At 44.7% G+C, this 25630-nt stretch carries 23 protein-coding genes, 1 tRNA gene and 6 pseudogenes; 16 read left to right on the forward strand and 14 right to left on the reverse strand.

All coding sequences use genetic code 11. From position 1 onward, the window contains the following. Positions 1–35: 35 nt before the first annotated feature. Together XBJ1_RS12900 and XBJ1_RS12905 are read right to left on the reverse strand one after the other, a co-directional pair. Entirely contained in the window at positions 36–653 is a 618-nt protein-coding gene (locus XBJ1_RS12900; protein ID WP_012989439.1) for a hypothetical protein, read from the reverse strand. Continuing rightward, positions 650–1171: a DUF2515 family protein gene (locus XBJ1_RS12905; RefSeq protein ID WP_012989440.1), complete on the reverse strand. Its 522-nt coding sequence runs from the start codon at positions 1169–1171 to the stop codon at positions 650–652. Before XBJ1_RS12905 ends, XBJ1_RS12900 begins: the two co-directional genes overlap by 4 nt. 51 nt (positions 1172–1222) lie before the next feature. Between XBJ1_RS12905 and XBJ1_RS12910 the strand changes: the two are divergent. Beyond that, a pseudogene (locus XBJ1_RS12910) lies at positions 1223–2248 on the forward strand (IS701 family transposase); the annotation flags it as partial. Between the two features lie 182 nt (positions 2249–2430). Here the strand turns inward: XBJ1_RS12910 and XBJ1_RS12915 are convergent. Next, positions 2431–2928 (reverse strand): hypothetical protein, encoded by a 498-nt coding sequence (locus XBJ1_RS12915; RefSeq protein ID WP_012989442.1) that lies wholly within the window; start codon positions 2926–2928, stop codon positions 2431–2433. Between the two features lie 420 nt (positions 2929–3348). Here XBJ1_RS12915 and XBJ1_RS23030 point away from each other — a divergent pair. Further along, positions 3349–3624: pseudogene (locus XBJ1_RS23030) on the forward strand (phage tail protein); the annotation flags it as partial. Positions 3625–4507: 883 nt separating this feature from the next. Next, the gene (locus tag XBJ1_RS12925) at positions 4508–5773 is read left to right on the forward strand and encodes an IS4 family transposase (protein ID WP_041573276.1); all 1266 of its coding nucleotides are present in this window, start codon (positions 4508–4510) and stop codon (positions 5771–5773) included. Between the two features lie 21 nt (positions 5774–5794). On the opposite strand, the gene XBJ1_RS12930 is transcribed toward XBJ1_RS12925, so the two are convergent. The 3 genes and pseudogenes from XBJ1_RS12930 to XBJ1_RS12935 all read right to left on the reverse strand — a co-directional run. Beyond that, on the reverse strand, positions 5795–6124 hold the full coding sequence (locus tag XBJ1_RS12930) for a transposase (protein ID WP_049778822.1): 330 nt from the start codon (positions 6122–6124) through the stop codon (positions 5795–5797). A gap of 42 nt (positions 6125–6166) precedes the next feature. Continuing rightward, a protein-coding gene (locus XBJ1_RS20900) for an IS1 family transposase (protein WP_143827612.1) occupies positions 6167–6861 on the reverse strand; the annotation gives its coding sequence in 2 pieces (ribosomal slippage) (positions 6167–6606 and positions 6606–6861; 696 coding nt in all). 287 nt (positions 6862–7148) lie between these two features. Beyond that, a pseudogene (locus XBJ1_RS12935) lies at positions 7149–7409 on the reverse strand (IS630 transposase-related protein); the annotation flags it as partial. Positions 7410–8083: 674 nt separating this feature from the next. On the opposite strand from XBJ1_RS12935, the gene XBJ1_RS12940 reads away from it, so the two are divergent. Then, on the forward strand, positions 8084–8569 hold the full coding sequence (locus XBJ1_RS12940) for a cupin domain-containing protein (RefSeq protein WP_012989449.1): 486 nt from the start codon (positions 8084–8086) through the stop codon (positions 8567–8569). 641 nt (positions 8570–9210) lie between these two features. Here the strand turns inward: XBJ1_RS12940 and XBJ1_RS12945 are convergent. From XBJ1_RS12945 to XBJ1_RS22590, 4 genes and pseudogenes are all read right to left on the reverse strand, one after another. Beyond that, on the reverse strand, positions 9211–9750 hold the full coding sequence (locus XBJ1_RS12945; RefSeq protein ID WP_012989452.1) for a YopT-type cysteine protease domain-containing protein: 540 nt from the start codon (positions 9748–9750) through the stop codon (positions 9211–9213). Between the two features lie 547 nt (positions 9751–10297). Then, on the reverse strand, positions 10298–10711 hold the full coding sequence (locus XBJ1_RS12950) for an antiterminator Q family protein (RefSeq protein ID WP_230578785.1): 414 nt from the start codon (positions 10709–10711) through the stop codon (positions 10298–10300). Positions 10712–11531: 820 nt separating this feature from the next. Beyond that, positions 11532–11708 (reverse strand): annotated as a pseudogene (locus XBJ1_RS21535) (IS630 family transposase); the annotation flags it as partial. A 275-nt stretch (positions 11709–11983) separates the two neighbouring features. Continuing rightward, positions 11984–12173, reverse strand: a pseudogene (locus tag XBJ1_RS22590) (IS110 family transposase); the annotation flags it as partial. A 1-nt stretch (position 12174) separates the two neighbouring features. On the opposite strand from XBJ1_RS22590, the pseudogene XBJ1_RS12960 reads away from it, so the two are divergent. From XBJ1_RS12960 to XBJ1_RS12965, 3 genes and pseudogenes are all read left to right on the forward strand, one after another. Further along, positions 12175–12531, forward strand: a pseudogene (locus XBJ1_RS12960) (transposase); the annotation flags it as partial. Positions 12532–12547: 16 nt separating this feature from the next. After that, the gene (locus XBJ1_RS22770) at positions 12548–12682 is read left to right on the forward strand and encodes a hypothetical protein (RefSeq protein WP_269763709.1); all 135 of its coding nucleotides are present in this window, start codon (positions 12548–12550) and stop codon (positions 12680–12682) included. 112 nt (positions 12683–12794) lie between these two features. Beyond that, positions 12795–13682 carry an IS982 family transposase gene (locus XBJ1_RS12965; RefSeq protein ID WP_012989457.1) on the forward strand — a complete coding sequence of 296 codons (888 nt, stop codon included), beginning with the start codon at positions 12795–12797 and terminating at the stop codon, positions 13680–13682. A gap of 12 nt (positions 13683–13694) precedes the next feature. On the opposite strand, the gene mltD is transcribed toward XBJ1_RS12965, so the two are convergent. Further along, the gene (gene mltD, locus XBJ1_RS12970) at positions 13695–15026 is read right to left on the reverse strand and encodes a murein transglycosylase D (protein WP_012989458.1); all 1332 of its coding nucleotides are present in this window, start codon (positions 15024–15026) and stop codon (positions 13695–13697) included. A gap of 72 nt (positions 15027–15098) precedes the next feature. Continuing rightward, positions 15099–15854, reverse strand: coding sequence for a hydroxyacylglutathione hydrolase (gloB, locus tag XBJ1_RS12975; protein ID WP_012989459.1), 756 nt, complete (start codon positions 15852–15854; stop codon positions 15099–15101). 40 nt (positions 15855–15894) lie between these two features. Between gloB and XBJ1_RS12980 the strand changes: the two genes are divergently transcribed. Then, complete coding sequence (locus XBJ1_RS12980; RefSeq protein ID WP_012989460.1) at positions 15895–16611, forward strand: class I SAM-dependent methyltransferase; 717 nt, start codon at positions 15895–15897, stop codon at positions 16609–16611. A 57-nt stretch (positions 16612–16668) separates the two neighbouring features. Here the strand turns inward: XBJ1_RS12980 and rnhA are convergent, their stop codons facing one another. Continuing rightward, a complete protein-coding gene (rnhA, locus tag XBJ1_RS12985; RefSeq protein WP_012989461.1) occupies positions 16669–17139 on the reverse strand; it encodes a ribonuclease HI in 471 nt (156 codons plus the stop codon). A gap of 63 nt (positions 17140–17202) precedes the next feature. Between rnhA and dnaQ the strand changes: the two genes are divergently transcribed. From dnaQ to XBJ1_RS13005, 4 genes are all read left to right on the forward strand, one after another. Continuing rightward, complete coding sequence (dnaQ, locus tag XBJ1_RS12990; protein WP_012989462.1) at positions 17203–17952, forward strand: DNA polymerase III subunit epsilon; 750 nt, start codon at positions 17203–17205, stop codon at positions 17950–17952. 138 nt (positions 17953–18090) lie between these two features. Continuing rightward, positions 18091–18167: transfer RNA gene (locus XBJ1_RS12995), tRNA-Asp, on the forward strand. A gap of 228 nt (positions 18168–18395) precedes the next feature. After that, a complete protein-coding gene (yefM, locus tag XBJ1_RS13000; protein ID WP_012989463.1) occupies positions 18396–18650 on the forward strand; it encodes a YoeB-YefM toxin-antitoxin system antitoxin YefM in 255 nt (84 codons plus the stop codon). Further along, positions 18650–18904 (forward strand): Txe/YoeB family addiction module toxin, encoded by a 255-nt coding sequence (locus XBJ1_RS13005; RefSeq protein ID WP_012989464.1) that lies wholly within the window; start codon positions 18650–18652, stop codon positions 18902–18904. Before yefM ends, XBJ1_RS13005 begins: the two co-directional genes overlap by 1 nt. A gap of 56 nt (positions 18905–18960) precedes the next feature. On the opposite strand, the gene XBJ1_RS13010 is transcribed toward XBJ1_RS13005, so the two are convergent. Further along, the gene (locus XBJ1_RS13010) at positions 18961–19506 is read right to left on the reverse strand and encodes a GNAT family N-acetyltransferase (RefSeq protein ID WP_012989465.1); all 546 of its coding nucleotides are present in this window, start codon (positions 19504–19506) and stop codon (positions 18961–18963) included. 397 nt (positions 19507–19903) lie between these two features. Here XBJ1_RS13010 and tkt point away from each other — a divergent pair, with 397 nt between their 5' ends. From tkt to fbaA, 4 genes are all read left to right on the forward strand, one after another. Continuing rightward, positions 19904–21898 (forward strand): transketolase, encoded by a 1995-nt coding sequence (gene tkt, locus XBJ1_RS13015; protein WP_012989466.1) that lies wholly within the window; start codon positions 19904–19906, stop codon positions 21896–21898. A 276-nt stretch (positions 21899–22174) separates the two neighbouring features. Then, on the forward strand, positions 22175–23194 hold the full coding sequence (gene epd / locus XBJ1_RS13020; RefSeq protein WP_012989467.1) for an erythrose-4-phosphate dehydrogenase: 1020 nt from the start codon (positions 22175–22177) through the stop codon (positions 23192–23194). 87 nt (positions 23195–23281) lie between these two features. Further along, positions 23282–24448, forward strand: a complete 1167-nt coding sequence (pgk, locus tag XBJ1_RS13025) for a phosphoglycerate kinase (protein ID WP_012989468.1) — start codon at positions 23282–23284, stop codon at positions 24446–24448. A gap of 57 nt (positions 24449–24505) precedes the next feature. Further along, a complete protein-coding gene (gene fbaA / locus XBJ1_RS13030; RefSeq protein ID WP_012989469.1) occupies positions 24506–25582 on the forward strand; it encodes a class II fructose-bisphosphate aldolase in 1077 nt (358 codons plus the stop codon). Positions 25583–25630 lie beyond the last annotated feature (48 nt).

The raw sequence follows: 25630 nt of genomic DNA on the forward strand, positions 1-25630 counted from the left end.
TTCTCACGCCCATGTAATTTTGCGTTATCGCTTGCTTACCATGGCTTGGAAATCACCAATGTGATCAAATAGCGTTCTTCATCAGGATGCCTATCATCTTTGAAACGCCCTACGTCCATCATGATTTGATACTGCTCACCAGCTTGCCAATAGGTTGTTCCTGGGTTTTTCATCTTGCGAAGGCTATCATGTAATTCTGGTGTATTAACCAAGGGTGGGTACTCCCTGGTACGAGTAGGTATCCAACCCGCTTTGCGCCACTGATCTTGTAAATCCAACACAATCTTGATCGCATCCTCGTAGAGTAATGGCTCTATTTGTGGCGACATGCGTACACTAGTGATGATTCCATCATCATACAAAATAGTAAAGAATCGGGCAGTAGGCGTGACAAATCCATATTTCGGGTCGATAAAGCGTAAACGTGCATCTGTTTTTGGGATATTATGCCAAATTTTACCTGGAAGGTCGGGATCAATAGCGGCACTGGAACGCTGTCGCATCGCCTCATAAGGTTCGCCGATCATCAGGGCTATCTCAGGTTCGCGAGAATAAAAGACTTGGTAGATATAGATACCTGCCAGTCCTAGAATGACGAATAACACGAAGATTAAACCACTGTGCCGCCAGTCTATACGCTGTAAGAGGCTCATTTTACACCTCCCCATGACGCAATATCTTGTAGAGACTCTCCGATCAAAGATCGTTTACTGCCACGTAGCAGTTCATCAAAACGATCTGCTGCCTTTAAAACAAAAGGCATACGTTGCTTTACATCTGATAAATCAGCTATAGGGTTATAGTCGCTAAACGTAATAGTTCTTTTATTATCGATACGTTTGCACTGGCTGGCCAATGTTAGCTCAACAGGTTGTGTTACACTAGAAGGCAAAATATTTGTGACATAGGCGAACTGGTTGCCATTTAATGCAAATACTAAATCAGAATCACTATACATTGTGGGTTGTAATATATTGATTTGTTCGTGATTGGCGAGATGTACAACACCTTTAGCAATATTCCCTGCTTCTATCGCTTCAAAGGCGAGTAGAATATCTGGATAGTCACGACCAAAACGCAACTTATCTTGCCCTATTGGCCATAGTATTGGGAATTGGCTGCTGTAGTCAATTTTTTGGCGTACACCTAGTACTACAGTCGTATGCTTCATTGTGGCATGATAACGCCTGACATTTTTTCCTGAAATACGGGGAGGTGTTCAATGCACTTACCGACTCACGCCTGGGAACAGGAACTGCTCTCACTCCATACCCGTCTGGCTCCGTTGTTTCACCATCACGCCCCACAGCAACGCAGCCTCGCTTATCTCCGGGGACTGCTCAGTGACGTTGAGCGTAAAAATGGCTGGCAACTGGCGGAATGGATAGGCGAACGTACGCCTGATGGGGTTCAGCATCTGCTGGAGCGCGCCCACTGGGATGTTGATATCGCCCGCGATATTTTGCGCGACTATGTCACAGAGCATTTGGGGGATGAACACGGGGTGCTCATTGTGGATGAAACCGGCTTTATCAAAAAAGGCACGCATTCTGCCGGTGTGCAACGTCAATACAGTGGCACCGCCGGTCGCGTCGAAAACAGTCAAACAGGCGTCTTTCTCTGTTATGCCGGTCAGGGCGGTCATGCCTTTATTGACCGGGCGTTATACCTGCCCAGACAATGGACGGATGACCGGCCCCGCTGTGAAGCTGCCGGCATTCCTGACGCCGTCCCCTTTGCCACTAAACCCCAACTCGCCCGGCAGATGCTGGAACGCGCATTCGAGGCCGGCGTGCTCTGCCGCTGGGTGACGGCAGATGCCATTTATGGTCAGGATCGCCGCCTGCGTTGCTGGCTGGAATCCCGATATCAACCGTTTGTGCTGGCGATCCCCAAAAATGAACCGTTGTGGTGGCAAGGGCCAACTTTTGTCAGAGCGGACAAGATTGTAGACAATCTGACACCTCAGCGATGGGAAACCCATTCGGCGGGGTGGGGAGCGAAAGGCGAACGTCAGTATGACTGGATTCGGGTGCCGCTCTGGCGTTTACAACTCAGTGAGAAAGAACGGGAATATGGCCATTATCTGCTGGTTCGTCGCAGCCGGGATGAAAAACAGGAACGGGCTTACTATATCGTGTATGCGCGCAGAGACCAGGCGGCTCTGAAACCCCTGGATCAGGTGGCAGGTTGCCGCTGGGAAATTGAATGTGGTTTTGAGGAAACAAAGGGAGAATGCGGTCTGGATTCCGTTTGAAACGGAAGGATTGAATTAAAAGGTGAGAAATCCCCACTTTTAGATAACTTGTTGATTTTTCTTAATTATCTCTAAGGACAGGAATTTCGGTTTTCTGACGGAAATAAAGGATATCAATGGATTGGGAGGAAGGCCACGCATTGCGCAGCCTTGAATCTAAATGTAAGGTAGGGTTAACGCCAGTTGCAATAGAAGCGCTTGGTTTGGCCTGTTTGTTTCAATATAGTGCTTAATTTTAGCGCGTCCTCACTATTATAACGCGCATTGTATATACGCTTGCCGATTTTTTCATAAGAATCATAAGGAGCGCCAAGATCATAGGTTACATTATCAACAGTGACATAAAAATTGCCCTGAAATAAGGGGGGAACGCTATTTGGCTCACCTTGCCTCTTATCAGAGGGTATTCTAAACGACAACGACAACGACAACGACAACGACAACGACAAAAAATTAGGCGAATTCCAATAGAAATTGGATATATTTTTAATATCTATTTTGTTCTGTATTACTCTTAAAGTACCAAAGAATCCGCGTGGACCATCCGATGCCTTGCCACTCATATATCCCCAGCCTTGAGTACCATCATCAAGTTCACCAGTCGCTGAATTAAGATCAAAAACCAGCATATAATCTTCCAAATTCATTTCGGGATTAATAACGTCAGACATACTATTTCCTTATATTTATAAGTTATTGGAAGCAATGCAGGATTGAACTTCCGTCCGCTGTAACAGCCCGAATATAGTAACCAATGCTTATAGTTGAATGAATTGATTGGGGTTGTGTGGGGGATTGTACAAGTGGGTAATTTGGGGTTTGAAGGTCGGTGAATATTGTCTCTATCACACCAAATTTTATCAGTAGAGGAACAGATTTTATTGATCCCCCGTTTGTTATTTTATGTCATCCTGCCATCAAAATATGCCACTCACCTAATCGTTAAAACGAGCTTAGTCAAAACGCATTCTCCAGTATTGATGAACCTATTTTAGGGATGTTCACTGGCGGAGAAGTAACCCGCCTTCATGTTATTTAGCAATGCTTATTGTTGATTAAATGAGGGAATAAATATGCAAGATAAGAAGCCTGATATATCAGAATTAAAAGATACTACATTAGAGCAGCAATCTTATGAAGACCTTGGTTATACAGTGATACCTATTGGTGTTCCTGTTCCTTGGCCATCAGAAATCCCACCAGACGGTTGGCTTAAATGCAATGGTGAAGTATTTGATACAGTAAAATACCCAAAACTCGCCCTTGCCTATCCATCCGGCAGATTACCTGATTTAAGAGGTGAATTTATCCGTGGTTGGGATGATGAGCGTGGCGCGGATTCTAATCGCAATGTTTTATCTTGGCAGGAAGGTTCTTATTTAGTTCAAGAAGTGTACAATCCGCCTGATCGTATCGTTAATTTTTCACTTGATGAGAGGAAGGATTTAAATTGGGATATTCCAGACACAGAGGTGATCAAATTGCGTGGCAAAGCAGTAACAGCAGATAAAAGTGGAACCTGGAGTATAGATAAAAGATACCTAGGCGTAACCCGCCCCCGCAACATAGCATTCAATTACATAGTCAGAGCAGCTTAATTCTGAGCTAACAATTAAACCCGCAACTTTCTGCGGGTTCATATCAATCATGCAAATCACCCACCAATAATATAACAAAAGATACTGTTTAGAATTTAAATAATAACTTCTAGTTGATCTCTAAGAGAATTAATTATGTCCATAATCTCACAGATTAAGCATTTTCTGATCAACAGATTAGTGGAGGTGATTTAGTGTGGCGCGCCATACATTTTGGGGTAATTGTGGAGCATTTGAACTGTATGTAGCTTGGTAGTTTAAATTTGCGTTCAACTGTTTTTATGTGTTTAATATATTTTTCAGGTAAATATACAATCAAATGGATGCCTATAATTTTTCAAAGAGACTGAAACACATAGGTATACTGGTTATAGATTATGACTAATAAACCGTCAGCAAAAAAAGTAAAAAAGTTAAGGGTTGGATTTTATACCAGCAGTGACGCAACAAGGAAAAGTGGAGTCTCCATAGCGATGGAGGCATTTGAGCGGCTTTACAACGAATGCACTTCAAATAATTGCAATCATAAAATATTAGACTCCTATCATATACAGGATCTTAAGCAATAACGCGTTATTTTAGGTAGAAAAAAGGCTTCATTTATGATCTGATAATCGTCGCCAAACTCATATCAAAACCACGGATGAAGCCTGTGACGATTATCGCTATAAAACACCAGTTAATGCAATTCTTCAGTGACATTTCTTTGCAGCATATTGCTTTCCAATGTGCGTTTATGAAACGTATCAGAAATATCGAGCCCCACGTGTTGATCCTCAGCCTTATCGCTGCACTGAGCACGGGTAAAATCACGTCTATTGCCCAGTTACACCAAAAATTTAATGGCCTGTGCCCGGATAAAAAGCAACCAGTCAGTTACCGCCCCTTTTATAACCAGCTCCGTAAAGCGGCTTTTGTCGAATTTGTCAAAATATTGGTCAGATTTGCCATGGCGCAATGGGTGGAGAAACAGGTCTCCTCACCCCAAAAACTCATGAAATTTAAACAGGTTATTCTCCAGGATGGGAGTTCGTTCAAAGTCCATTCTGCCCTGGCCGATGTTTTTCCCTATCGCTTCAGGACAACGGGGGCCGCGGTGGAATGTCACATGACAATGTCCTTGCTGACTCAGTCACCGGTAAAAATGACCGTGACCGCAGATACCGCCCCTGAGCGGGCTTACCTGCCTGTACCGGCGATGTTACGTGACCAATTATTATTGGCCGATGCCGGTTATGTCGACTTTGCGTATTTTGAGCAAGTGTCACTTTCCGGTGGTTCGTTTATTGTCAGGGGAAGCAAGTCCCTTAATCCTCAGATAGTGGTGGCCCGCAATGGTCAGGGGAAATTATTGCCCAAGCTGCTCAATAAGCCGCTGAAATCCATCACTCGCCGAACCAACCGTTCCGAAGTGCTGGATCTGATTTGTCGGCGTAATGGCTATGAATTTCGCTTAATTCGTCGCTGGTTTGCCGAAGAAAAACGCTTTTGTCTCTGGTTGAGCAACTTGTCCGTGGAAGAGTTTACGGCTAATGACATCATGGATATTTATCGTTGCCGCTGGCAAGTAGAACTGCTGTTCAAAGAGTTAAAATCACACACAAACTGGCATCGATTTGCCACGAGAAAAGAAACGTTAGTCACGGGCCTCATTTGGCTGAGTTTGCTGGCTCTGTTGCTCAGACGTTCGCTGGCCAGCAGATTATTCCCCGCCGTTTCATTGCTCAAAGCAGCCCAAAATACGGAAGTCTGGCTGTGGCCCATAATCGAAAACCTACTCCAACGGGCGTGGTCGGAAACCGGTTTTTGGCTGGAAAAAGCCCAAGCGTATTTATGTCAGAACGCGTTCAAAACACCACAAAGAAAATCATGTAAATACAAAACATTGGATGCGTGTTTTGAAAGGCTTAATTCTTAAGCGCCTGTATATGAACCTGACCTATTCAATATGCTCCGTAAACAACTCATCAACTGAACATCTTTTTTGCCTCCTTATCGCTTTTGCTCCGCCCCATTTGTGTTCTATAGGGTTTAAATCCGGACTATAAGCGGGAAGCCATTCCAGTTGACATCTGCTGTCTGCTATCGCTTGTGTCGTGTCATTCCGTTTATGGAAAGGCGCATTATCCATCACTATCACTGCTCCGTGTGGAAGCTTTGGCCGCAAATCTTGCGTCATCCACGCATAAAAAACATCGGCATTAATATTCCCGGTAAATAAGCTTAAGGTGACGAAGGTATTTTCGAGAATGGCGCCAATGACGTTGATACAGCCTTTTGCGGGTCATGTATTAAATGATTAGATTAGGTATTAAAAATAATGTTCACGTTCAATAAAGGTTCCTATCACTTTATCGTGCATTTCTTCCGATTTTGAATACCCAATGGTTTTTCTATTCAGCCTTTTGATTCGGGTACGATGCGTTAAATTCGTTCTCTCTATACGCTGAGTAAACGCCTTTCCAGTCAAGTGCTCTTCCTCGGGAAGTGGGTCGTAAACAACATAGTCATCCGTGCAGTAAAACCGAATAGTAAAGGAAGATAAGAGGGTAAGCAGCTTGTCTAACGTTTTTCGACTGCGATCGCCAAAAACATGAGCCACTATTCGCTTCAGGCGGGGTTCCCAAGCATACCAAAGCCAGCGTTGGTTTTTCTTATTGCCGACAAACGACCATTGCTCGTCGATTTCACAGACAATCTGGATGCCACATTCCGCAAGGGGAAGTGTCGTTACGTTTCGGGGTCTGAGGTTTTTAATGTTTTCATGACGGTGGCGGTGGCGACTTTCAGGATCCGAGCGGTGTCACGAATTCCCCCGTTATTCATCGCGATATCGACAATCTGTTCTTTAACGCCGGGTTTGCAGGCCTGATAGGTATACGCCAACTGAAAGACCTTACAGCAGCTATAACAGCGATAACGAGGATGTCCGCCATTTCCTTTCCCATGTCCTTTGACCTGTTCTGATTTGTGGCAATAACGGCAATAGACATCAACTTTGGCCATACTTCATCCTTAAAAAGCCGGAAGCATATCACAGCAACTAACCATTTAATACATGACCCTTTTGCGTGCCAGTCATGCGTACCAAAACAGCGTAACCCTTTTTCCGAATATCCCTGTTTACGTGGCATCGATTGAGCAAAACCACTTTCATCCAAATAAACAATGGGTCTGCCAGTCTGTTCATCATCGCTGATGCGCTCGATAAATGCCTGACGAGCTTGAGGATCAGCGCGAGGGTGTTGGAGCGTTTTTTTCGGGGTGATCCGAAGCCGTTTCAAGGCGTAATGAATAGCCGATTGTGAGACACCTAAACGTTTTGCCCTTTCCCATTGATAGTCATCAGAAAAATTTTGGACATCCGCAATGAGTACCTCATCAGGGATTTTCGTGGCGGGTTTATCGCGGGTCATGCAAGGTTCTATTTTACTGCACCACCGGAACAAGGTACGAATGGAGATCTCAAAATGGGCACTCGTCTGTTCGAAAGTCAACGAATGCTTGTCTTTGTATGCCAGTACTCGCTTTCGAAAATCTAAGCTGTAGCCCATCTCATTTTATGCCTTGTTATCTTAGAGTTAGATATTATGTCATATTAATATGATTTAGCTATATAATTCCCTCTTTAAATCATAGTTCAACGTGTTTTTCTGTCACATGAAAATTAGGTTCGGTCGCGTTGAGCAAGTCTACTGCAACACTAATTGGAGGGTTTTCGAATGCACATATCAGAGGTTTCATCACGCCCGCCTTATAACGTTGTGCCTTAACAATTGAAGGTGATGAGGCAGGCAGTAAGGCGCACTACTTTTCTCCCCGTCGGAATAGACTCATCGAATATCATTGTGCTATAGCGGGTAGCTTTTGTCCAAAGTCTAATTGTGCCGAAATAGAACAATTAAACATTATCAACAAGCTAGGGTGAGTTAACGCTAACTCATTGGTAATCTTGGAAACCTCAAATTGAGGAAGCTGGACAGAAAGAAAGAAGATCACCGAGGATAAGGTAAGGCATAACTTGCTGAATTAACCTTATATATTAATTATCACTTTTACAGAGCGATGATCAAGATATAAGGTTAATCATTAATAGTTCTTGGATGTAACACTGAAGCAAACACCAGAACTGATGATACAAAGAGGAGTATTAAAGGAAATAAATTAAAAACTCCATAACGAATTAAAGGTGGTTTCACATAATAATCTAACAGCACCCGGAGAATTCATGAACCCTGTCATCAATCTTAAAAATCTTACTCTCAAGCCTTGGAAGCAGGGCGAACGTTATGAGGGATCAGATATTTCCTTTGGACAACAGCTTGATCTCAAGCATTTAGGCATCTCCTATAACGAAGTGCCGAAAGGTAAAAGTAGCTGTCCGTTTCACAACCATCATAGTGTAGACGAGCTTTTCTTTATTCTTGAAGGTAACGGCACTTACCGCTTTGGCTCCGATGAATTTCTGGTCAAGAAGGGTGACGTTGTAGGCGCTCCTGCGGGAGGGCAAGAAACTGCCCATCAAATAATCAACACCGGGTCAGTTCCATTGCGCTATCTTGCTATGTCAGCGAATGTTTCAGCAGATGTGATTGAATATCCGGACTCAGGCAAGTTTCAGTCTGTGTTAAAGCAACAAGATGGAAAGTTGTTTCATTTTGTCGGACGGCTCAGCAGCGAAGTTGATTATTGGGACGGAGAACCTGGAGCATAACAACCAGAAGTGGCTGCGGTTACTCACTCCAGTTACATAGTTAACCAGAATTCAGTAAGTTACGGCTTGGCATAGCTACAGCGGCGGTTACTATAGGGTTGCTAAATTCATCGTGTTACTTTCTGCATTAGGGTTAGGGGTTGCCAGAGCCTTTAATCCATTTCCAAAGATTGACAAATTAGAAGCCCCGTTGGTTGCCACTGTCGGGGTTTCGCTTCTTATACCGCACCTAACCAAACTCCCTATTTCAGGGTATTTGAATTTTATCAATGAGTTACTCTTACCCTGTGAGCTAAACCCTGAAAAGGGCTTCGTATTGCCCGTAATACCTGAGATTTCACCCTGTGGGCTGTCGGAGCCGTTCGCGCAGGTTGTCGGGCAATGAAAGGGCTTTCGTTTATTAAACTCTCAATGCTGAACTGGACAGATTCATTCTGTTCACTTGGAAGCCATAGATTAGGCCTATTTCTAACTTACTCCATTGGAGGTAGTTAGAAAGTCTGAGATATTGCGAGGAGTGTTTAATTGCTGAATTGGGTTAATTCCGTGTGCTGTACGGGATCACTTTGATGGTGGGTTTACGGGCAAGATGTAGATATGCAGCTTGGCGGCGATGTGCGAGCATGGTTTGTAGCACTCGTTTATGCAATTGAGTGTACAATAATTTTATCACATGGCCTTGCAATCGCCCCTATTCCATCACGGTTAGGCCAATATTTTTCCTTAAACCATGTTCTAAAATTATGGCCTGTCGGGAAATGGACGCAACCAAAATTAGGATCAAAAAAATCAATACCATTGGCAGTTACTGCGAGTCCAATAGCATGATCTCCATACGCCAAAACGTCATAACCCTTATGGATAGTGGCTAAGTTTTCTACAATACTGCCCCCACCATAACAGCTTACATGCCTATAAGATAATCCGTTTTCATTAAGAAATAGAAGGCCATCCATGCTTTTCGCTTTAAGATTTTCAACTATTTTTATATAACTAGGTAGTCTTATATTTCCTAGGAATAAGTGAGACTTTCCTAATTTGTGCATCTTTACCCAAGCCATTACCAAACTACTACAGACCCCATTTTGCATAGTCGAAGAGAACTTAAGGGGAAAATTCAGAGTTTGATTGAAGCGAAATACCCAATTTCCTTCAAATTCATCAGCATCTAATAACGACATTTTTAAATATATCCCCATTCACTATGAGTTTAGTTTACGCCAAAAAAGTTAAAGATAAAAATATGTTAAAAACAGAGTTTATGAATACTACCTAATGTAAAGGGTTTTAAAAGAAATTTTAAAGACTCTGAACAAGCTCTATTTATTCCAGTGAATTAGGTCTATTCCGGTAAAACGCCGGAATTAAACCTAACCTTTTGATATTATTAGAAACCTCACTCTGAGGAAGCCGGGCGATATTGGAATTCCCATATCGGCTAAAACTCTGCGTTTCACCGTATTTAAGTTTTATCAATGGGTTATGCGGTTGTGTAAAGATTTTACGCGACCCTGCGGGCTAAGCCCGTTAAAGGGCTTTGTATTGCCCGTAGTACCTAAGCTTTGCCCCTGCGGGTTGGATTGACCAAAGGCGGGATCCCGCCTTAACCCGACAGGACAAATTCGTCCAGTTAATGCCATTTGCGAGTAAATAATATTTACGCACAACCGCTAAATATGGCGGTAGCCGTTCGCGCAGGTTATCGGGCAATGAGAGGGCTTTCGATTATTAAACTCTCAATGCTGAACTGCGCTTTTCTGCATAGTTACCGTGGAAGCCATAAATGAGGTCAATTTCTAAAGGCTCGTCGATCACCTCCAGGCACCCGAGGATAAAACTTTCAGCCACCAGCATTCGCTTTCTGACTTCGCTCTCACTGAGCTTGAACTTGCGGCCAATTGCACGTTTGGATATGCCTTTAACGTAGTGGTCTTCAATAAAGTCACATTCCTGAGACATACCGACGTTACGTAGCTTGGCAACGTAGCCATCGATGACCATGCCGTCCTCGTCACTGCACGATAGCTTGTCACTGCAGGTATAAGTCACCGCGTTTTCAAACCCTGCGGAAACAGACTTCCAGCCAATGTTAACCCTACCTTGCGCTACCCACCTGCCCCAATGCGATAGTATTTTTTGCATGTCTCTATACATGGTTTTTTTATCCGCCTCAAATGTACTTGTTAACTAGTACACAATGTCATCACTGGTGGATAAGGGGAAATGTGGCCAAGAGTAGATAGTCAATATTTTGACCATGATACAAATCAAGGCGTTGGGTGCATGCCCCTTTTTCGGACGATAATGATTTTAAAGGACTTTTTCAATTTCGGCGAATCGACGGAATTAAGTTTAATCAAGAAGTTACCGGGGAGTTTCTCAGTCATGCGTTATGATCGCGTTTTTGCTTCATGAATCAAAGCCCCAATTGGGCTTTGCCCTGCCGTCAGGTGGGTCGTTAATCATTAAGTTACATGAGGGAAAATCCCGTATGTACAAAAGCATCAACTGCAAAAAAATTTTCAGTTGTGAAAATTTCACATGAGCAAAAGGTATGCGAAAAATTTCTCACACCCTCACCTGTGAGTATAAAACCAAAGTAGGTATACAGGGCTTGAAGCTGATATCTTTGCTCGGGAGTCAACTGTCGGTACTGTCTGGTTTGTTTATGCATATCAGGCCATGATTTCAGGTGTGAGAGCCATGAAATGTATCACAGTTGACTCACTCCTTTGAATATCCCGCCGATTGCACTTAATATGTTAACTCAGCTGTCATGGCTAATACAGGCAGACGGCGATAACCCGGCGCGGTGAAATGCAGATACAAAAATGCCACCAGTGTTAACTAATGGCATGAGGGATTCCTTTAACCGCTCAAGGGGATGGGTAAAGAAATATTGACTTTAGTTTCAAAGGTTAATTATTTATTAAAAATTATTCGCTTGTTATTATATACGCAATTAACTTGAAGAGGCGGGTTTTAAAATCTGGAAGTTATCAGTCAACCGAGTGGTGAGTTCTTTCGCTTTTTCTGGCAATGTGACATGAAAAAAGTAGCGCAGCGTTTCACGGAATGTTTTGGTATCCGGAAAATAGACATTGTTTCGTACCTGCTCATTCACATACTTCCATAATCTCTATATGAACGCATCCCATTCGCAAGACAAAAATCACGTTGACACAGGCGGTAGGTTGCAGCTCTATATTCGGCCTTATTACAGCCGCAGGGCTGTGGGCCTCGATGTAATCCGCTGGCTTGTTCCTCATTCAATCAACGATCTTTATGATCACGCGATTATTCAGGTTTAGCAAGTCACGGTCTTACCTGTCTTTGTCATCGTTGCTCTTTGACTCAGCAATCTTTCTGCATTCATCCTTGTCGTTAAATGTGAAAGTTGACCAGTAAAACGATTCAATAAGGCCTGACGCTGACGTAATCTTGCTGGTAGTCCCGTTGATGGGCGACCAGTGCCCAGACCGTTCGAGCCAGCTTATTGGCCATTCCTACAACGGCTACGCAAACCGGACGTCGTTTTTTTAAGTTCCGTCACCCAGGGCGACGGCGTTTTCGTGAGTAAGGTGGCCGTTCTTGCACCGTGGATACCACTCTGGCGTTTACAACTCAGTGAGAAAGAACGGGAATATGGCCATTATCTGCTGGTTCGTCGCAGCCGGGATGAAAAACAGGAACGGGCTTACTATATCGTGTATGCGCGCAGAGACCAGGCGGCTCTGAAAACCCTGGTTCAGGTGGCGGGTTGTCGCTGGGAAATCGAAAGTGGCTTTGAGGAAACCAAAGGGGAATGTGGGCTGGATCACTACGAAGTGCGGCGATGGCAGAGTTGGCACCGGCATATTACCTTGTCGTTACTGGCCCATGCAGTCCTCGCGGTTCTGCGGGTACAGGAGAAAAAAAACACCGGTAGGCCGGGTTCCGCTCAGTGTAGCGGAACTCCGTAAGCTGCTGTCAAAACTGATGGAAAAAGCAGGAAAGACAATCGAACAGATTTTCCATTGGTCAGACTGGCGACGACGGCATCAATACCGGGCACAACAATGTCATTATCGTCGCCGGGCAAATCATCGGCTTACAGAGCAATTACGGCTGTAGTACTAAGTAACCTGAACTCGGGATAAGAAAAACAAAAAAGAAGGGAACTAAAAGCGGGTTCTGTGATCAGATCTTTTGACCAAAAAAGAAACTTTTCACTGAGGAACCCGCTATGCATAATTTAGTTGACTTATTTTGTCATGTCGATGATTTTTGCAAATTGTTCATGCCTCAATGGCAAAAATATCTGATTGAAAGTGGTCAACGCCAGCGGTTACGCCCAACAAGAATGACAACCAGTGAAATCATGACGATTATCATTGCCTTCCATATGTCCCATCAGCGTGATTTTAAACATTTTTATATTGGGTTCATGACGGTATACCACAAAAAAGACTTTCCCTCATTATTGAGCTACACACGTTTTCTTGAGGCCATGCCGACGGTTTTGGCTCCATTAAGCTCCTTCTTTACCCACCTAAAAGGTCAGCCAACAGGCCTCGAATTCATTGATTCAACCCGCATTAAAGTGTGCCATAACCTGCGAATACCACGGCATCAAGTTTTTAAAGGGGCAGCAGCTAGAGGGAAAGGAACAATGGGATGGTTCTACGGATTTAAGCTACACATTATCGTGAACCATCTTGGTGAGATTGTCGCCGCGAAGCTCACGTCAGCCAATGTTGATGATAGAACCCCAGTTAAGGCGTTCTCCAAGGGGCTTTTAGATAAACTCTATGCAGACAAAGGCTATATAAGCAAAGCCTTAACGGAAGAGTTAGAAATGGAAGGCATCACATTGGTCACAGGGCAACGCAAAAATATGAAACCCAAATTATTAGCGGCTTGGGATAGAGCGATGCTCGCTAAGCGATTCATTATTGAGACTATTAATGACCAACTGAAAAATATCACTCAGATTGAGCATTCTCGCCATCGGAGCTTACATGGCTTCATGTTGAATTTGCTGGGCAGTTTGATTGCCTATTGTTTGAAGCCAAAAAAGCCATCACTGAATCTCTCAAATACCGAGAAAACAGGACTTCAAGTAATGGCTTAAACCGATCTCAGGTTAATTAGGATAAAGCGTCAGATTGATACCTGGTTTAATATCTTTGATTCTGATGCTTTTATTCCAGCTCATCAGGTCGTTGAGGTTGACGCCGTGGTGTTTGGCGATGCTGAAAAAGGAGTCTCCCTTACGAACCTGATATGTGATAGGACCACTGCTATTAATTTTCAAAACTTGCCCGATCTTGAGTCGATCTACAGTTTTCAAACTGTTCAATCTTTGTAATTCTCGGTGAGATGTCTTGAAACGTTTTGCAATGGCGGACAGCGTATCACCAGAACGAACCGTATATTGGCTTTGTTGCAGTAGCTGGCGAGTATTTTGAGCAACAGCCAGACGGATATCCTTCAAAACTTTTTCATCTGTCAGCAAGTTCTTAAACTGTTTGACGTTCCTTTTGGGCAGCATGATGTAATGCGGCCCATCAGGGGATGTTATGCCCTGCTTATAACCAGAGTTATATGCCCTGATTGATGTCAGGGACAGCCCAGATAACTCTGCCGCTTGTGACAGCGTGATCTGCTGACCAACCTCAACTTTAGCAAGTGCCTGCTGATTGTTAGGTCGCGGCAGCTTCAAGCTAAACTTGTCGTTATGGCGAATGATATTGCTGAGAGCCACTATTTTTGGAACATACTGCATCGTTTCCCGTGGTAGCGACAAAGACCAAAAATCCGTTGGTTTGCCCTTAGCCTGATTGTCTCTGATTGCACGTATAACCCGACCTTCGCCGCTGTTGTAAGCCGCGATAGTCAACAACCAATCTCTGTTAAACCGTGCATTCAGATACTCAAGCATCTCCAGCGCTGCTGTCGTGGATGCAGCCACATCACGACGGGCATCGTACCATTTATTCTGTGTCAAGCCATAATGGTGGCCTGTACTCGGAATAATCTGCCATAAGCCAGCCGCTTTGGCATAAGAAGTGGCATGAGGATTAAAAGCACTCTCCACTATGGGAAGAAAAACTACTTCCATTGGCATATGCCGTTGATCAAGCTGATCAACTATCCAATACATATACGGTTCTGCCCGTAACATCACATTTTGGAGATGACTCTTGTGTTTCAGATAATAATTTTGTTGTTCACGCACCCTGTTATTGTCAGGAATTTCCATCTTCAACTCATCACGGATATGTCCCCACAAATCTTGTTGGGTTGTCGGACTCTCCTTCCAGTTTGCAGTATCCTTTGGTTCTGCAATACCGTCTGTCTGCTGATTCGTCGAAGACATCTTCTGTGTATTTTGCTGGGAAGGGGTTTTTAATTGCAGACCCGATTGACACCCGGCAAGTAGAACAGAGGCGAACAAGATCGCTTTTGTCTTCATGTTCTCTTTTTATGTTTGCCTAAAAGGTGAGCGATCATACTGACCTATTACGCAGAAGACAACCCAACAAAGTCAAAATCGATCTTTATAAATTCTTAATTGCTGAAAAACAGAAGAAAGTGGTTTTGAATTAGGTTTAATGCCGATATTTTTTTGTAAATCAATGTTGTGACAATTCAGGAAAACGTTAACTTTTTTCTCTATTTGTAAAGTTGTTGGTACTGTTGGTTTATTATTTTCGCGAATACTTATTATTTTATTATAATAATCATGAATAGTTTCATTCTCAGGCAAAACTGCCCGTGCAAATTTCATATTGGCGGCAGTATATTCGTGAGCACAGCAGATTAAAGTCTCATCCGGCAATGACATGATTTTCTCAAGAGAAGAAAACATTTGTTCCGCTGTACCTTCAAATAATCGACCACAGCCACCAGAAAACAGAGTGTCGCCACAAAACAAATAGGGAGCCTGATAGAATGCAATGTGACCCAGGGTATGGCCGGGTAACTCCATAATGTGGAAACAATAATGACCTGTCTCAATGGTGTCATGTTCATGGACAATATGAGTGGTGCCTTTGCTCCGGGTCTCTTCCGGACCATATACGGGTAAGTCGGCATATTGTTTAAGTAGGCCAGCCACGCCGCCAACATGGTCGTGGTGATGGTGAGTCAACAGGATAGCCGCAGGAATGAGTTGGTTGGCCGCTAAGATATCAATGACGGGCTGTGACTCAGATGGATCGACAATGACACAATGTTTGTCTTCATCACAAAGTAACCAAATGTAGTTGTCTGAAAGGGCAGGGATCCTGATAAGCTCCATTATATGCCTCATATTTATAGTAGGTTGAAAGGAAGATGACATGCAATCAGCGCGTTCAATCAAGCAAATAACATCCCCTGCTTCTTGGGCTGAGTTACCGTGGGGAGAGTATTACCGCGTCGCTCTGGAACGTCAATTGGAACTGTGGTGGCCGAAGATTTTTGGGCTTCATTTGGCGAAACTGGGTAATCTGAGTGCAGAAATTGACAGCCGTACCTGCCCGATCAGTCATCAGTTCAATATCGGCTTAATGGAGGGAAGCATGGATGTTATTGCTGATCCTTACTGCCTGCCTTTTGAAGCTAAATCTGTTGATGCCTGCCTGCTGGCACATATGCTGACTTACAGCGCTGATCCCCACTGGCTGCTACGGGAAGTTGACCGTATCATAACTGATGATGGCTGGTTGATTATCAGTGGTTTTAACCCGATCAGCCTGTTGGGATTAAGAAAAGTGCTGTTGCCGATACACCGCCGTCAGGCTTATGAGGCTCAAATGTTTTCCATGCTTCGCCAAGTGGATTGGTTAAGTCTTCTCAACTATGAAATTGTTCATCATGTCAGTTTTCATGTTTTACCGTGGCAAAGCGGGAAAAGTTTTTGTAATCGTTCTGCATCGATGTTTGGCTGTATGAATATGATAATTGCCCGCAAGCGGACAATTCCCCTGACATTAAATCCCATGTGGGCGACATCGCTGAAGCCGAAGTTCAGAAATGTATTGGGAGCGGCAAAAGATCTTCACCGACGCCAATAATTTTTACCAAAATCCGCTGTAAACCCTCGCATTGGGCGAGGGTTTACAGCGCAATTGTTAATTTGCACTTTCAGTATAACCATTATCAGGCAACGTGGGTGAATTGGCGGCGGTACGAGCCAATTCATCACACTGTTCGTTTTCTCGATGTCCTGCATGCCCCTTGACCCAGCGCCAATCGATATCATGGTCTGCTATGGCTTGATCCAGTCGCTGCCAGAGATCAACATTGATGACGGGGGATTTGTCGGCTTTTTTCCAGCCGCGTTTTTTCCAGTTGTGTATCCATTGGGTAATCCCTTGACGAACATACTGGCTATCGGTAGTCAGGATCACATTGCATGGACATGTGAGCGATTCCAGCCCTGCAATGGCCGCCATCAATTCCATTCGGTTGTTGGTCGTACGAAAATAGCCTTTGCTCAAGGTTTTTTCATGCTGCTGGTAACGGAGTACAACACCGTACCCGCCGGGTCCGGGATTACCGAGGCAAGATCCATCGGTGAAAATTTCTACCTTTTTGCTCATATTTGGTAGACTCTTCCTATATCAACTTCAATCTAAACTCTAAGTCTGACACAAAAAAACACTATGAGCACTGCAATTACCCGCCAAATTGTCCTCGATACAGAAACAACCGGTATGAATAAGCTGGGTGTTCACTATGAAGGACACAACATTATCGAAATTGGAGCGGTAGAAGTGATCAACCGTCGTCTGACGGGGCGTCATTTTCATCTCTATATTAAACCTGAGCGTCTGGTTGATCCTGAAGCGTTTGAAGTTCACGGTATCAGTGACGAATTTTTGCAGGATAAACCAACGTTTGCCGATATTGCCGATGAGTTCATCGAATTTATCCGGGGCGCCGAGCTGATTATTCACAACGCGACGTTCGATATCGGCTTTATGGACTATGAATTCCGCAAGCTTAATCGTGATATCCCGCCAACCGCAGATTTTTGTACGATCACGGATAGCTTGGTGCTGGCAAGGCAATTGTTCCCCGGCAAGCGAAATAACCTTAATGCGTTGTGCGACCGTTATCAGATCGATAACTCGAAGCGTACTCTCCACGGAGCCTTGCTTGATGCTGAGATCCTGTCTGATGTCTATCTGACAATGACAGGTGGCCAGACATCGCTGACCTTTTCGATGGAAGGAGAGATCTCAGGTGGCGCTCAGATGGCAGAAATCCAGAAAATTACGCGTCCCCAGACGGGATTGAAAGTGATCTATGCTTCTGATGAAGAATTGCTTCAACATGAATCCCGCTTGGATCTGGTTGAAAAGAAAGGTGGAAGCTGTCTATGGCGTCCGAAACCTGAACAATTACAGTGATAGGAGCCGCAATAAGATTAAGTAACTTCGTCATTAAGGTGAAAAACTGTGCAAGTGCGCCATTTTGTTATAAAAAGCGATTGACGGATTATGCTGAGGCTCGTATTATCCACCCCGTTCTCAACCAGAACAGCATGCGGTGCGGTAGTTCAGTTGGTTAGAATACCGGCCTGTCACGCCGGGGGTCGCGGGTTCGAGCCCCGTCCGCACCGCCAGAATCTATAAGCCCTGAGTTTTTAACTCGGGGCTTTTTCTTTTTCCGGTTACTCTCAGCTACAGCCAGCAAAATAGCCCTTTCTTGATGACTGATCACGACCATGCAGGCACTGGTTGAAATATCGTTATGCTCAAGTGTTGACTGAATTTTGAACGTACAATACATTGTACAGATAATCCTTGTGAATGAGTTTACCCCCTCAAAAAGCTGAAATTGGATGGTCATAATGAAAGTCTTAACATATAGCGAAGCTAGACAGAATCTTTCTGAAACCATGATTAGCGTGGTCAACGATTGCAGCCCCGCCATTATTACCCGAAAAAACGGTGAAAGTTGTGTGTTGATGTCTTTGTCTGATTATGAATCCTTACAGGAAACTGCATACTTGATGCGTTCTCCAAACAATGTGAATCGTCTAATGGACTCAATTGCAGAATTGAGAGCAGGAAAGGGTAAGGCTAAAGAGTTGGATTTAGATTAATGAAAATTACTTTTTCCGACAGTGCCTGGGAAGATTATCTTTACTGGCAACAAACAGATAAGGCAATACTGAAACGCATTAATCAACTCATTAAAGATATACGTCGGCAGCCTTTTGAAGGGATTGGTAAACCAGAACCTTTAAAACATAACTTGTCAGGGTTCTGGTCAAGGCGTATCACTGAGGAACACCGTTTGATATATGCTATTGAAGAAGATCAAATAATGATAGCAGCCTGTCGTTATCTTTATTGAAAGATGTCTGAGTTTTTAACTCGGATTTTTTCTTTTTCCGGCAACGACCAAAAGCCTCAAATCAGCTTATAAAAAAATGTAGTTCCCGCGAATTCCCCGCTGGAATTTAATGCAAACTGTGGGATCTGCCCGGCTTCAATAAAACCGCATTTTCGATAGAGTGCTGACGCGGGGTCACCAGTACGGGTATCTAATACCAGCAAACGACGCTGATATTGCCTTGCCAGCCGTTCCAGTGCATTCACTAACATTCGGCCAATGCCGCGCTGACGGTAAGCTGTATGCACTATCAGTTTTTCCACTTCGGCACGGTGCAGGCTATTCTTTTTCTGGCAGAAAGAAAGTTGTACCGAGCCAGCGAGTTCTTCTCCCTCCAGAGCTATCAACAGCACGCGGCTACCCGACACCATATCTGCTTCAACATTTTGCCAGTATTGCTCTGCTTCGTTCACATCAAGTGGAGCAATAAAACCGATAGAAGCATCACTTTCGACACAATCATGCAGTAAGTTAATAAGCTCATCACGTTTTGCATGGATAGAATCCAATAGTATGATGGCCGGAATTGAGGTTGAGTCAGATGTAAGATTGAATTTTGACATTTATTATTAAGTTTGGGATGAGTAATGACCAAATACTATACAAAATCATCAATATTTCAATTCAAATAAGCCTCAATATCAATTAAATATCATTATCCTCATAGGCAAAAAACTCGCTCTTTTTGCCTTGATCAACCTATAAAATATCATGTCTAATACGTGACTTCCCTTTGCGCAAGTCACGGTATGAAATTATCTCCCATTTGCGCAAATGCACCTTCAGTTGTACAAATTGATCTGAAAATTTGTCATAACAACGGGATAAATCAAAGAATTTATGCCAGAGGAAAATTAAGATTGTTTCCGTTATCTGGCATTAATGATTGCGGTTTGTATGCCGCGCTGCGAAAATTAGTTCTTATGTACATTAACGCTTTCATCCGACTTGGAGTAAAGAATGACCACTCGTAAAACCCTTGCTAATGCTGTCCGCTTCTTGAGCATGGATGCTGTGCAGAAAGCAAAATCAGGGCATCCTGGCGCACCAATGGGAATGGCTGACATTGCCGAAGTGCTGTGGCGCGACTATTTGAATCATAACCCGGTGAACCCTAACTGGGCTGATCGTGACCGTTTCGTATTATCCAACGGCCACGGCTCTATGCTGATTTACAGCTTGCTGCACCTGACTGGCTATGATGTTTCTATCGATGATCTGAAAAACTTCCGTCAACTGCATTCCAAAACCCCTGGACACCCAGAATATGGCTATACTGCGGGCGTAGAAACAACAACTGGGCCACTGGGTCAGGGCGTCGCCAATGCCGTGGGTTTTGCAATTGCGGAACGTACACTGGCAGCACAGTTCAACCGTCCGGGTCATGATATCGTCGATCACCACACTTATGTATTCATGGGTGACGGCTGTATGATGGAAGGGATCTCTCATGAAGTCTGCTCTTTGGCAGGTACACTGAAACTGGGCAAACTGATTGCGTTCTATGATGACAATGGTATCTCCATTGATGGTGAAGTAGAAGGTTGGTTCACTGATGACACCGCCGCGCGCTTTGATGCGTATGGCTGGCACGTTATCCGTGGCGTAGATGGTCATGACTCAGACGCTATCAAAGCCGCAATCGAAGAAGCACAAAAAGAAACAGGCAAACCTTCTCTGCTGATGTGTAAAACCATCATCGGTTTTGGCTCACCAAACAAAGCAGGCAAAGAAGAGTGTCACGGTTCTCCGCTGGGTGATGCGGAAATCGAAGCGACCCGCAAAGCGTTGGGCTGGGAACATCCTGCGTTTGACGTTCCTCAGGATATTTACGCTGGATGGGATGCTAAAGCAGCAGGTAAAGCTAAGGAAGCGACATGGGAAGAAAAATTTGCCGCTTACGCAAAAGCACATCCAGAACTGGCAGCAGAATTTAACCGCCGTACCCGTGGCGAGCTGCCTGCAAACTGGGAAGCAGAATCCAAAGCATTCATTGAGAATCTGCAACAGAACCCAGCTTCTATTGCCAGCCGCAAAGCATCACAAAATGCGCTGGAAGCATTCGGTAAAGTTCTGCCTGAATTTATGGGCGGCTCCGCTGACTTGGCTCCAAGTAACCTGACCATGTGGTCAGGCTCTAAACCCCTGAATGAAGTTCAGGACGGCAACTATATTCACTACGGTGTCCGTGAATTCGGTATGTCTGCCATCATGAACGGTATCGCTCTGCATGGCGGTTTTGTGCCTTATGGCGCGACATTCCTGATGTTCGTTGAATATGCCCGTAACGCGGTGCGTATGGCTGCGCTGATGAAAATCCGCAGCATTTTCGTATATACCCATGACTCCATTGGTCTGGGCGAAGATGGCCCGACCCATCAGCCGGTTGAGCAAATTGCCAGCCTGCGTGTGACGCCAAATATGAGCACATGGCGTCCATGTGACCAGGTGGAATCAGCGGTTGCGTGGAAATATGCGATTGAACGTCAAAATGGCCCGACTGCCCTGATCTTCTCCCGTCAGAATCTGGCACAGCAGGCGCGTACGGCTGAACAACTGGCGAATATTGAGAAAGGGGCTTATATCCTGAAAGATTGTGCAGGCCAGCCTGAACTGCTCCTGATTGCTACCGGCTCTGAAGTTGAACTGGCGGTGAAAGCGGCTGACCAACTGAGCGCAGCAGGCCGCCAGGTTCGTGTTGTCTCTATGCCATCTACTGATGCATTTGACAAACAGGATGCCGCATACCGTGAAGCTGTATTGCCAGCCGCAGTTTCTGCCCGTGTTGCCATCGAAGCTGGTATCGCTGATTACTGGTTCAAATACGTTGGCCTCAACGGTGCTATCGTGGGTATGGAAACATTCGGTGAATCTGCACCAGCTGATCTTCTGTTCAAAGAGTTTGGTTTCACCGTCGAAAACGTGGTTGCCAAAGCAACATCTCTGTTGAAATAATCAGCAAACGAAACGATAAGCGCATTCGCATCAATATCTGAGCGAATGCGCTCTTTTTTTATACAATATTTACTTCGTTATCTCATTAATGACTCTTGCCATTGCGCTTTTTTTCTCGTAATCTGCGTCTATATTAGCTGAACCGTTTCAGTTTTGGCGCGTAAAATGTCTTGTCTGTCACAATCTGATTAATTTTGTGATGAATCATCCGTACAATCGGCAGTTGCTCAGTTATCCTAAGCGGTTGCATGACCACAGAGAAATTCAGGGAGTAACATGACAATCAGGATAGCGATTAACGGTTTTGGGAGAATCGGGCGCAGTATCTTACGTGCTCTCTACGAATCCGGGCGTCAAACTGAAATTTCGGTGATCGCTATTAATGAGCTGGCTGATGCGGAAGGTATCGCTCACTTATTGAAATACGATTCCAGTCATGGGCGTTTTGCATGGGATGTACGCCTGAACAACAACCTCTTGCTAGTGGGGGATGACAGCATCCGGCTGTTTCATCAACCGGATATTTCAGCGTTGCCGTGGAAAGAGTTGGGTATTGATATCGTACTTGACTGTACGGGCAAATATGGCGACCGGGCGGATGGTGAAGCACATATTGCCAGCGGCGCCAAAAAAGTTCTGTTTTCCCATCCGGGAGGGAATGATCTGGATGCGACCGTAGTCTATGGTGTGAATCACCATGAGCTGGTGGCGGAGGATTGTATCGTTTCCAATGCATCCTGTACGACAAACTGCATTATTCCAATCATCAAATTATTGGATGATGCATTCAATATTGAATCTGGCACGGTGACAACTATTCATGCTTCTATGAATGATCAACCCGTGATTGATGCTTATCACAGTGATTTACGTCGAACCCGGGCAGCCAGTCAATCCATTATTCCTGTCGATACAAAACTGTCTGCGGGGATTACACGTATCTTCCCCAAATTCAGTGATCGTTTTGAAGCCATCTCGGTGCGAGTGCCGACTATCAATGTGACCGCGATTGACTTGAGCGTGACAGTCAGCGCCGCAGTGGATGTTGGGGATGTGAACCAGCTACTGCAAGAATCAGCGGGAAGTTCGTTTCGTGGTATAGTGGATTACACTGATTTACCGTTGGTTTCAACGGATTTTAACCACGATCCCCACAGTGCCATCGTGGATGGTACACAAACTAGGGTCAGCGGGAATCACCTGATCAAGACCCTCGTGTGGTGTGATAATGAGTGGGGCTTTGCCAATCGTATGCTTGATACGACGCTGGTAATGGCTGCTACGGGTTTCAAATAATCTTCTGTTGTGCCGGATGTTACTTGGACAAACTGCACACAGCGGAGGATTGAGCAATTTTATAGAGAATTAATGAGAGGATTCACCATGTCTGTAATTAAGATGACTGATTTAGATCTGGCGGGTAAACGCGTACTGATCCGTGCTGATCTGAATGTGCCGGTAAAAGATGGCAAAGTTACCTCTGATGCACGTATTCGTGCGTCTTTGCCGACGATTGTGTCTGCGTTGAATCAGGGAGCCAAAGTCATGGTGACTTCTCACCTGGGGCGCCCGACTGAGGGAGAATACAACGAAGAGTTCTCACTGCAACCTGTCGTTGATTATCTGAAAGAAAAACTTTCATCTCCTGTTCGTCTGGAAAAAAATTATCTGGATGGCGTTGAAGTAGCGGAAGGCGAATTGGTTGTACTGGAAAACGTTCGCTTCAATAAAGGTGAGAAAAAAGACGATGAAACGTTATCAAAACACTATGCAGCATTGTGTGATGTGTATGTGATGGATGCCTTTGGCACCGCACACCGTGCTCAGGCGTCCACTCACGGCGTTGCTAAATTTGCGGCAATTGCCTGTGCGGGTCCACTGCTATCCGGTGAACTGGAAGCCTTGGGTAAAGCGCTGTACAACCCTGCTCGCCCAATGGTGGCGATTGTGGGGGGATCCAAGGTCTCAACTAAACTGACTGTTCTTGATTCACTGTCTAAAATCGCTGACCAGCTGATTGTGGGCGGTGGCATTGCCAATACTTTTGTTGCCGCAGAAGGGCATAATGTTGGCCGTTCTCTGTACGAAGATGATTTGATCCCTGAAGCGAAAAAACTGCTGGAAAGCTGTGATATTCCGGTTCCTACCGATGTTCGTGTTGCTACTGAATTCTCTGAAACTGCGGAAGCAACGCTGAAATCCACCAGCGAAATCAAAGACGAAGAGCAAATCCTGGATTTGGGTGATGCTTCTGCAGAACGTCTGGTTGAAATCTTGAAAGATGCCAAAACCATTCTGTGGAATGGTCCGGTGGGTGTTTTTGAATTCCCTAATTTCCGTAAAGGAACCGAAATTATTGCTCGTGCGATTGCTGAAAGTGACGCTTTCTCGATTGCAGGTGGCGGTGATACCCTAGCCGCTATCGATCTGTTCGGCATTGCTGATAAGATCTCTTACATCTCAACCGGTGGTGGTGCTTTCCTTGAGTTTGTCGAAGGCAAAAAACTGCCAGCCGTTGTCATGCTGGAAGAACGTGCTAACAGTAATTAAGTTGTGATAACGAGCAGCATTTGCTGCCTGTTCAATGTCAATACAGGACCACGTAACATGTCTAAAATTTTTGATTTCGTAAAACCGGGTGTCATCACTGGTGATGATGTTCAAAAAGTCTTTGCTGTCGCAAAAGAAAACAACTTCGCTTTACCAGCTGTTAACTGCGTCGGTACTGATTCCATCAACGCAGTGTTGGAAACAGCGGCAAAAGTACGTGCTCCGGTAATCATCCAGTTTTCCAATGGCGGTGCGGCATTCGTAGCAGGTAAAGGCTTGAAGGCAGAAGGCCAGCAGGCGGCGATTCTGGGTTCAATTTCTGGTGCTCATCATGTTCATCAGATGGCAGAATACTACGGCGTTCCTGTTATCCTGCATACCGACCACTGTGCACGCAAACTGCTGCCGTGGATTGACGGCCTGCTGGATGCCGGTGAAAAACATTATGTGCAGACCGGCAAGCCGCTGTTCTCTTCCCATATGATTGACCTGTCAGAAGAGTCTCTGGAAGAAAACATCGAGATTTGTGGCCAATATCTGGCACGCATGGCGAAAATCGACATGACACTGGAAATCGAACTGGGCTGTACTGGCGGTGAAGAAGACGGCGTTGATAACAGTCATCTGGACAGCTCTTCTCTGTATACTCAGCCAGAAGACGTGGCTTACGCTTATGAAAAACTGAACGCTATCAGCCCACGTTTCACTATCGCGGCTTCTTTCGGTAACGTTCACGGTGTCTATAAGCCAGGTAACGTCAAACTGACGCCAAAAATCCTGCGTAACTCACAAGACTACGTGTCTGAGAAGTTCAATCTGCCACACAACAGCCTGGATTTTGTTTTCCACGGCGGTTCCGGTTCTACCGCAGAAGAGATTCAGGAAGCGGTCAGCTATGGCGTAGTTAAAATGAATATCGATACCGATACCCAGTGGGCAACTTGGGAAGGTATTCTGAACTACTACAAAAAGAACGAAGGCTATCTGCAAGGCCAATTGGGTAACCCAGAAGGTGCAGACAAACCTAACAAAAAATTCTACGATCCACGCGTTTGGCTGCGGGCTGCTCAGGTTTCCATGATCGTTCGTCTGGAACAGGCTTTCAAAGAATTGAATGCGGTTGATGTGTTGTAAAAATCGTTATTGTAGAAAATTACAATAATCAATATGATTATTACTAAA

Source organism: Xenorhabdus bovienii SS-2004 (assembly GCF_000027225.1).
In the GTDB taxonomy this organism is placed as follows: Bacteria; Pseudomonadota; Gammaproteobacteria; order Enterobacterales; family Enterobacteriaceae; genus Xenorhabdus; species Xenorhabdus bovienii_C.

Coding starts and splice junctions, on each gene's coding strand:
- pgk (WP_012989468.1), top strand. CDS start 23,282: ATGTCTGTAATTAAGATGACTGATTTAGATCTGGCGGGTAAACGCGTA.
- XBJ1_RS13010 (WP_012989465.1), bottom strand. CDS start 19,506: ATGTCAAAATTCAATCTTACATCTGACTCAACCTCAATTCCGGCCATC.
- epd (WP_012989467.1), top strand. CDS start 22,175: ATGACAATCAGGATAGCGATTAACGGTTTTGGGAGAATCGGGCGCAGT.
- XBJ1_RS12965 (WP_012989457.1), top strand. CDS start 12,795: ATGCATAATTTAGTTGACTTATTTTGTCATGTCGATGATTTTTGCAAA.
- gloB (WP_012989459.1), bottom strand. CDS start 15,854: ATGGAGCTTATCAGGATCCCTGCCCTTTCAGACAACTACATTTGGTTA.
- XBJ1_RS12950 (WP_230578785.1), bottom strand. CDS start 10,711: ATGCAAAAAATACTATCGCATTGGGGCAGGTGGGTAGCGCAAGGTAGG.
- XBJ1_RS12905 (WP_012989440.1), bottom strand. CDS start 1,171: ATGAAGCATACGACTGTAGTACTAGGTGTACGCCAAAAAATTGACTAC.
- XBJ1_RS13005 (WP_012989464.1), top strand. CDS start 18,650: ATGAAAATTACTTTTTCCGACAGTGCCTGGGAAGATTATCTTTACTGG.
- fbaA (WP_012989469.1), top strand. CDS start 24,506: ATGTCTAAAATTTTTGATTTCGTAAAACCGGGTGTCATCACTGGTGAT.
- XBJ1_RS22770 (WP_269763709.1), top strand. CDS start 12,548: ATGGAAAAAGCAGGAAAGACAATCGAACAGATTTTCCATTGGTCAGAC.
- XBJ1_RS12915 (WP_012989442.1), bottom strand. CDS start 2,928: ATGTCTGACGTTATTAATCCCGAAATGAATTTGGAAGATTATATGCTG.
- XBJ1_RS12945 (WP_012989452.1), bottom strand. CDS start 9,750: ATGTCGTTATTAGATGCTGATGAATTTGAAGGAAATTGGGTATTTCGC.
- mltD (WP_012989458.1), bottom strand. CDS start 15,026: ATGAAGACAAAAGCGATCTTGTTCGCCTCTGTTCTACTTGCCGGGTGT.
- XBJ1_RS12900 (WP_012989439.1), bottom strand. CDS start 653: ATGAGCCTCTTACAGCGTATAGACTGGCGGCACAGTGGTTTAATCTTC.
- XBJ1_RS12940 (WP_012989449.1), top strand. CDS start 8,084: ATGAACCCTGTCATCAATCTTAAAAATCTTACTCTCAAGCCTTGGAAG.
- tkt (WP_012989466.1), top strand. CDS start 19,904: ATGACCACTCGTAAAACCCTTGCTAATGCTGTCCGCTTCTTGAGCATG.
- yefM (WP_012989463.1), top strand. CDS start 18,396: ATGAAAGTCTTAACATATAGCGAAGCTAGACAGAATCTTTCTGAAACC.
- XBJ1_RS12980 (WP_012989460.1), top strand. CDS start 15,895: ATGCAATCAGCGCGTTCAATCAAGCAAATAACATCCCCTGCTTCTTGG.
- dnaQ (WP_012989462.1), top strand. CDS start 17,203: ATGAGCACTGCAATTACCCGCCAAATTGTCCTCGATACAGAAACAACC.
- rnhA (WP_012989461.1), bottom strand. CDS start 17,139: ATGAGCAAAAAGGTAGAAATTTTCACCGATGGATCTTGCCTCGGTAAT.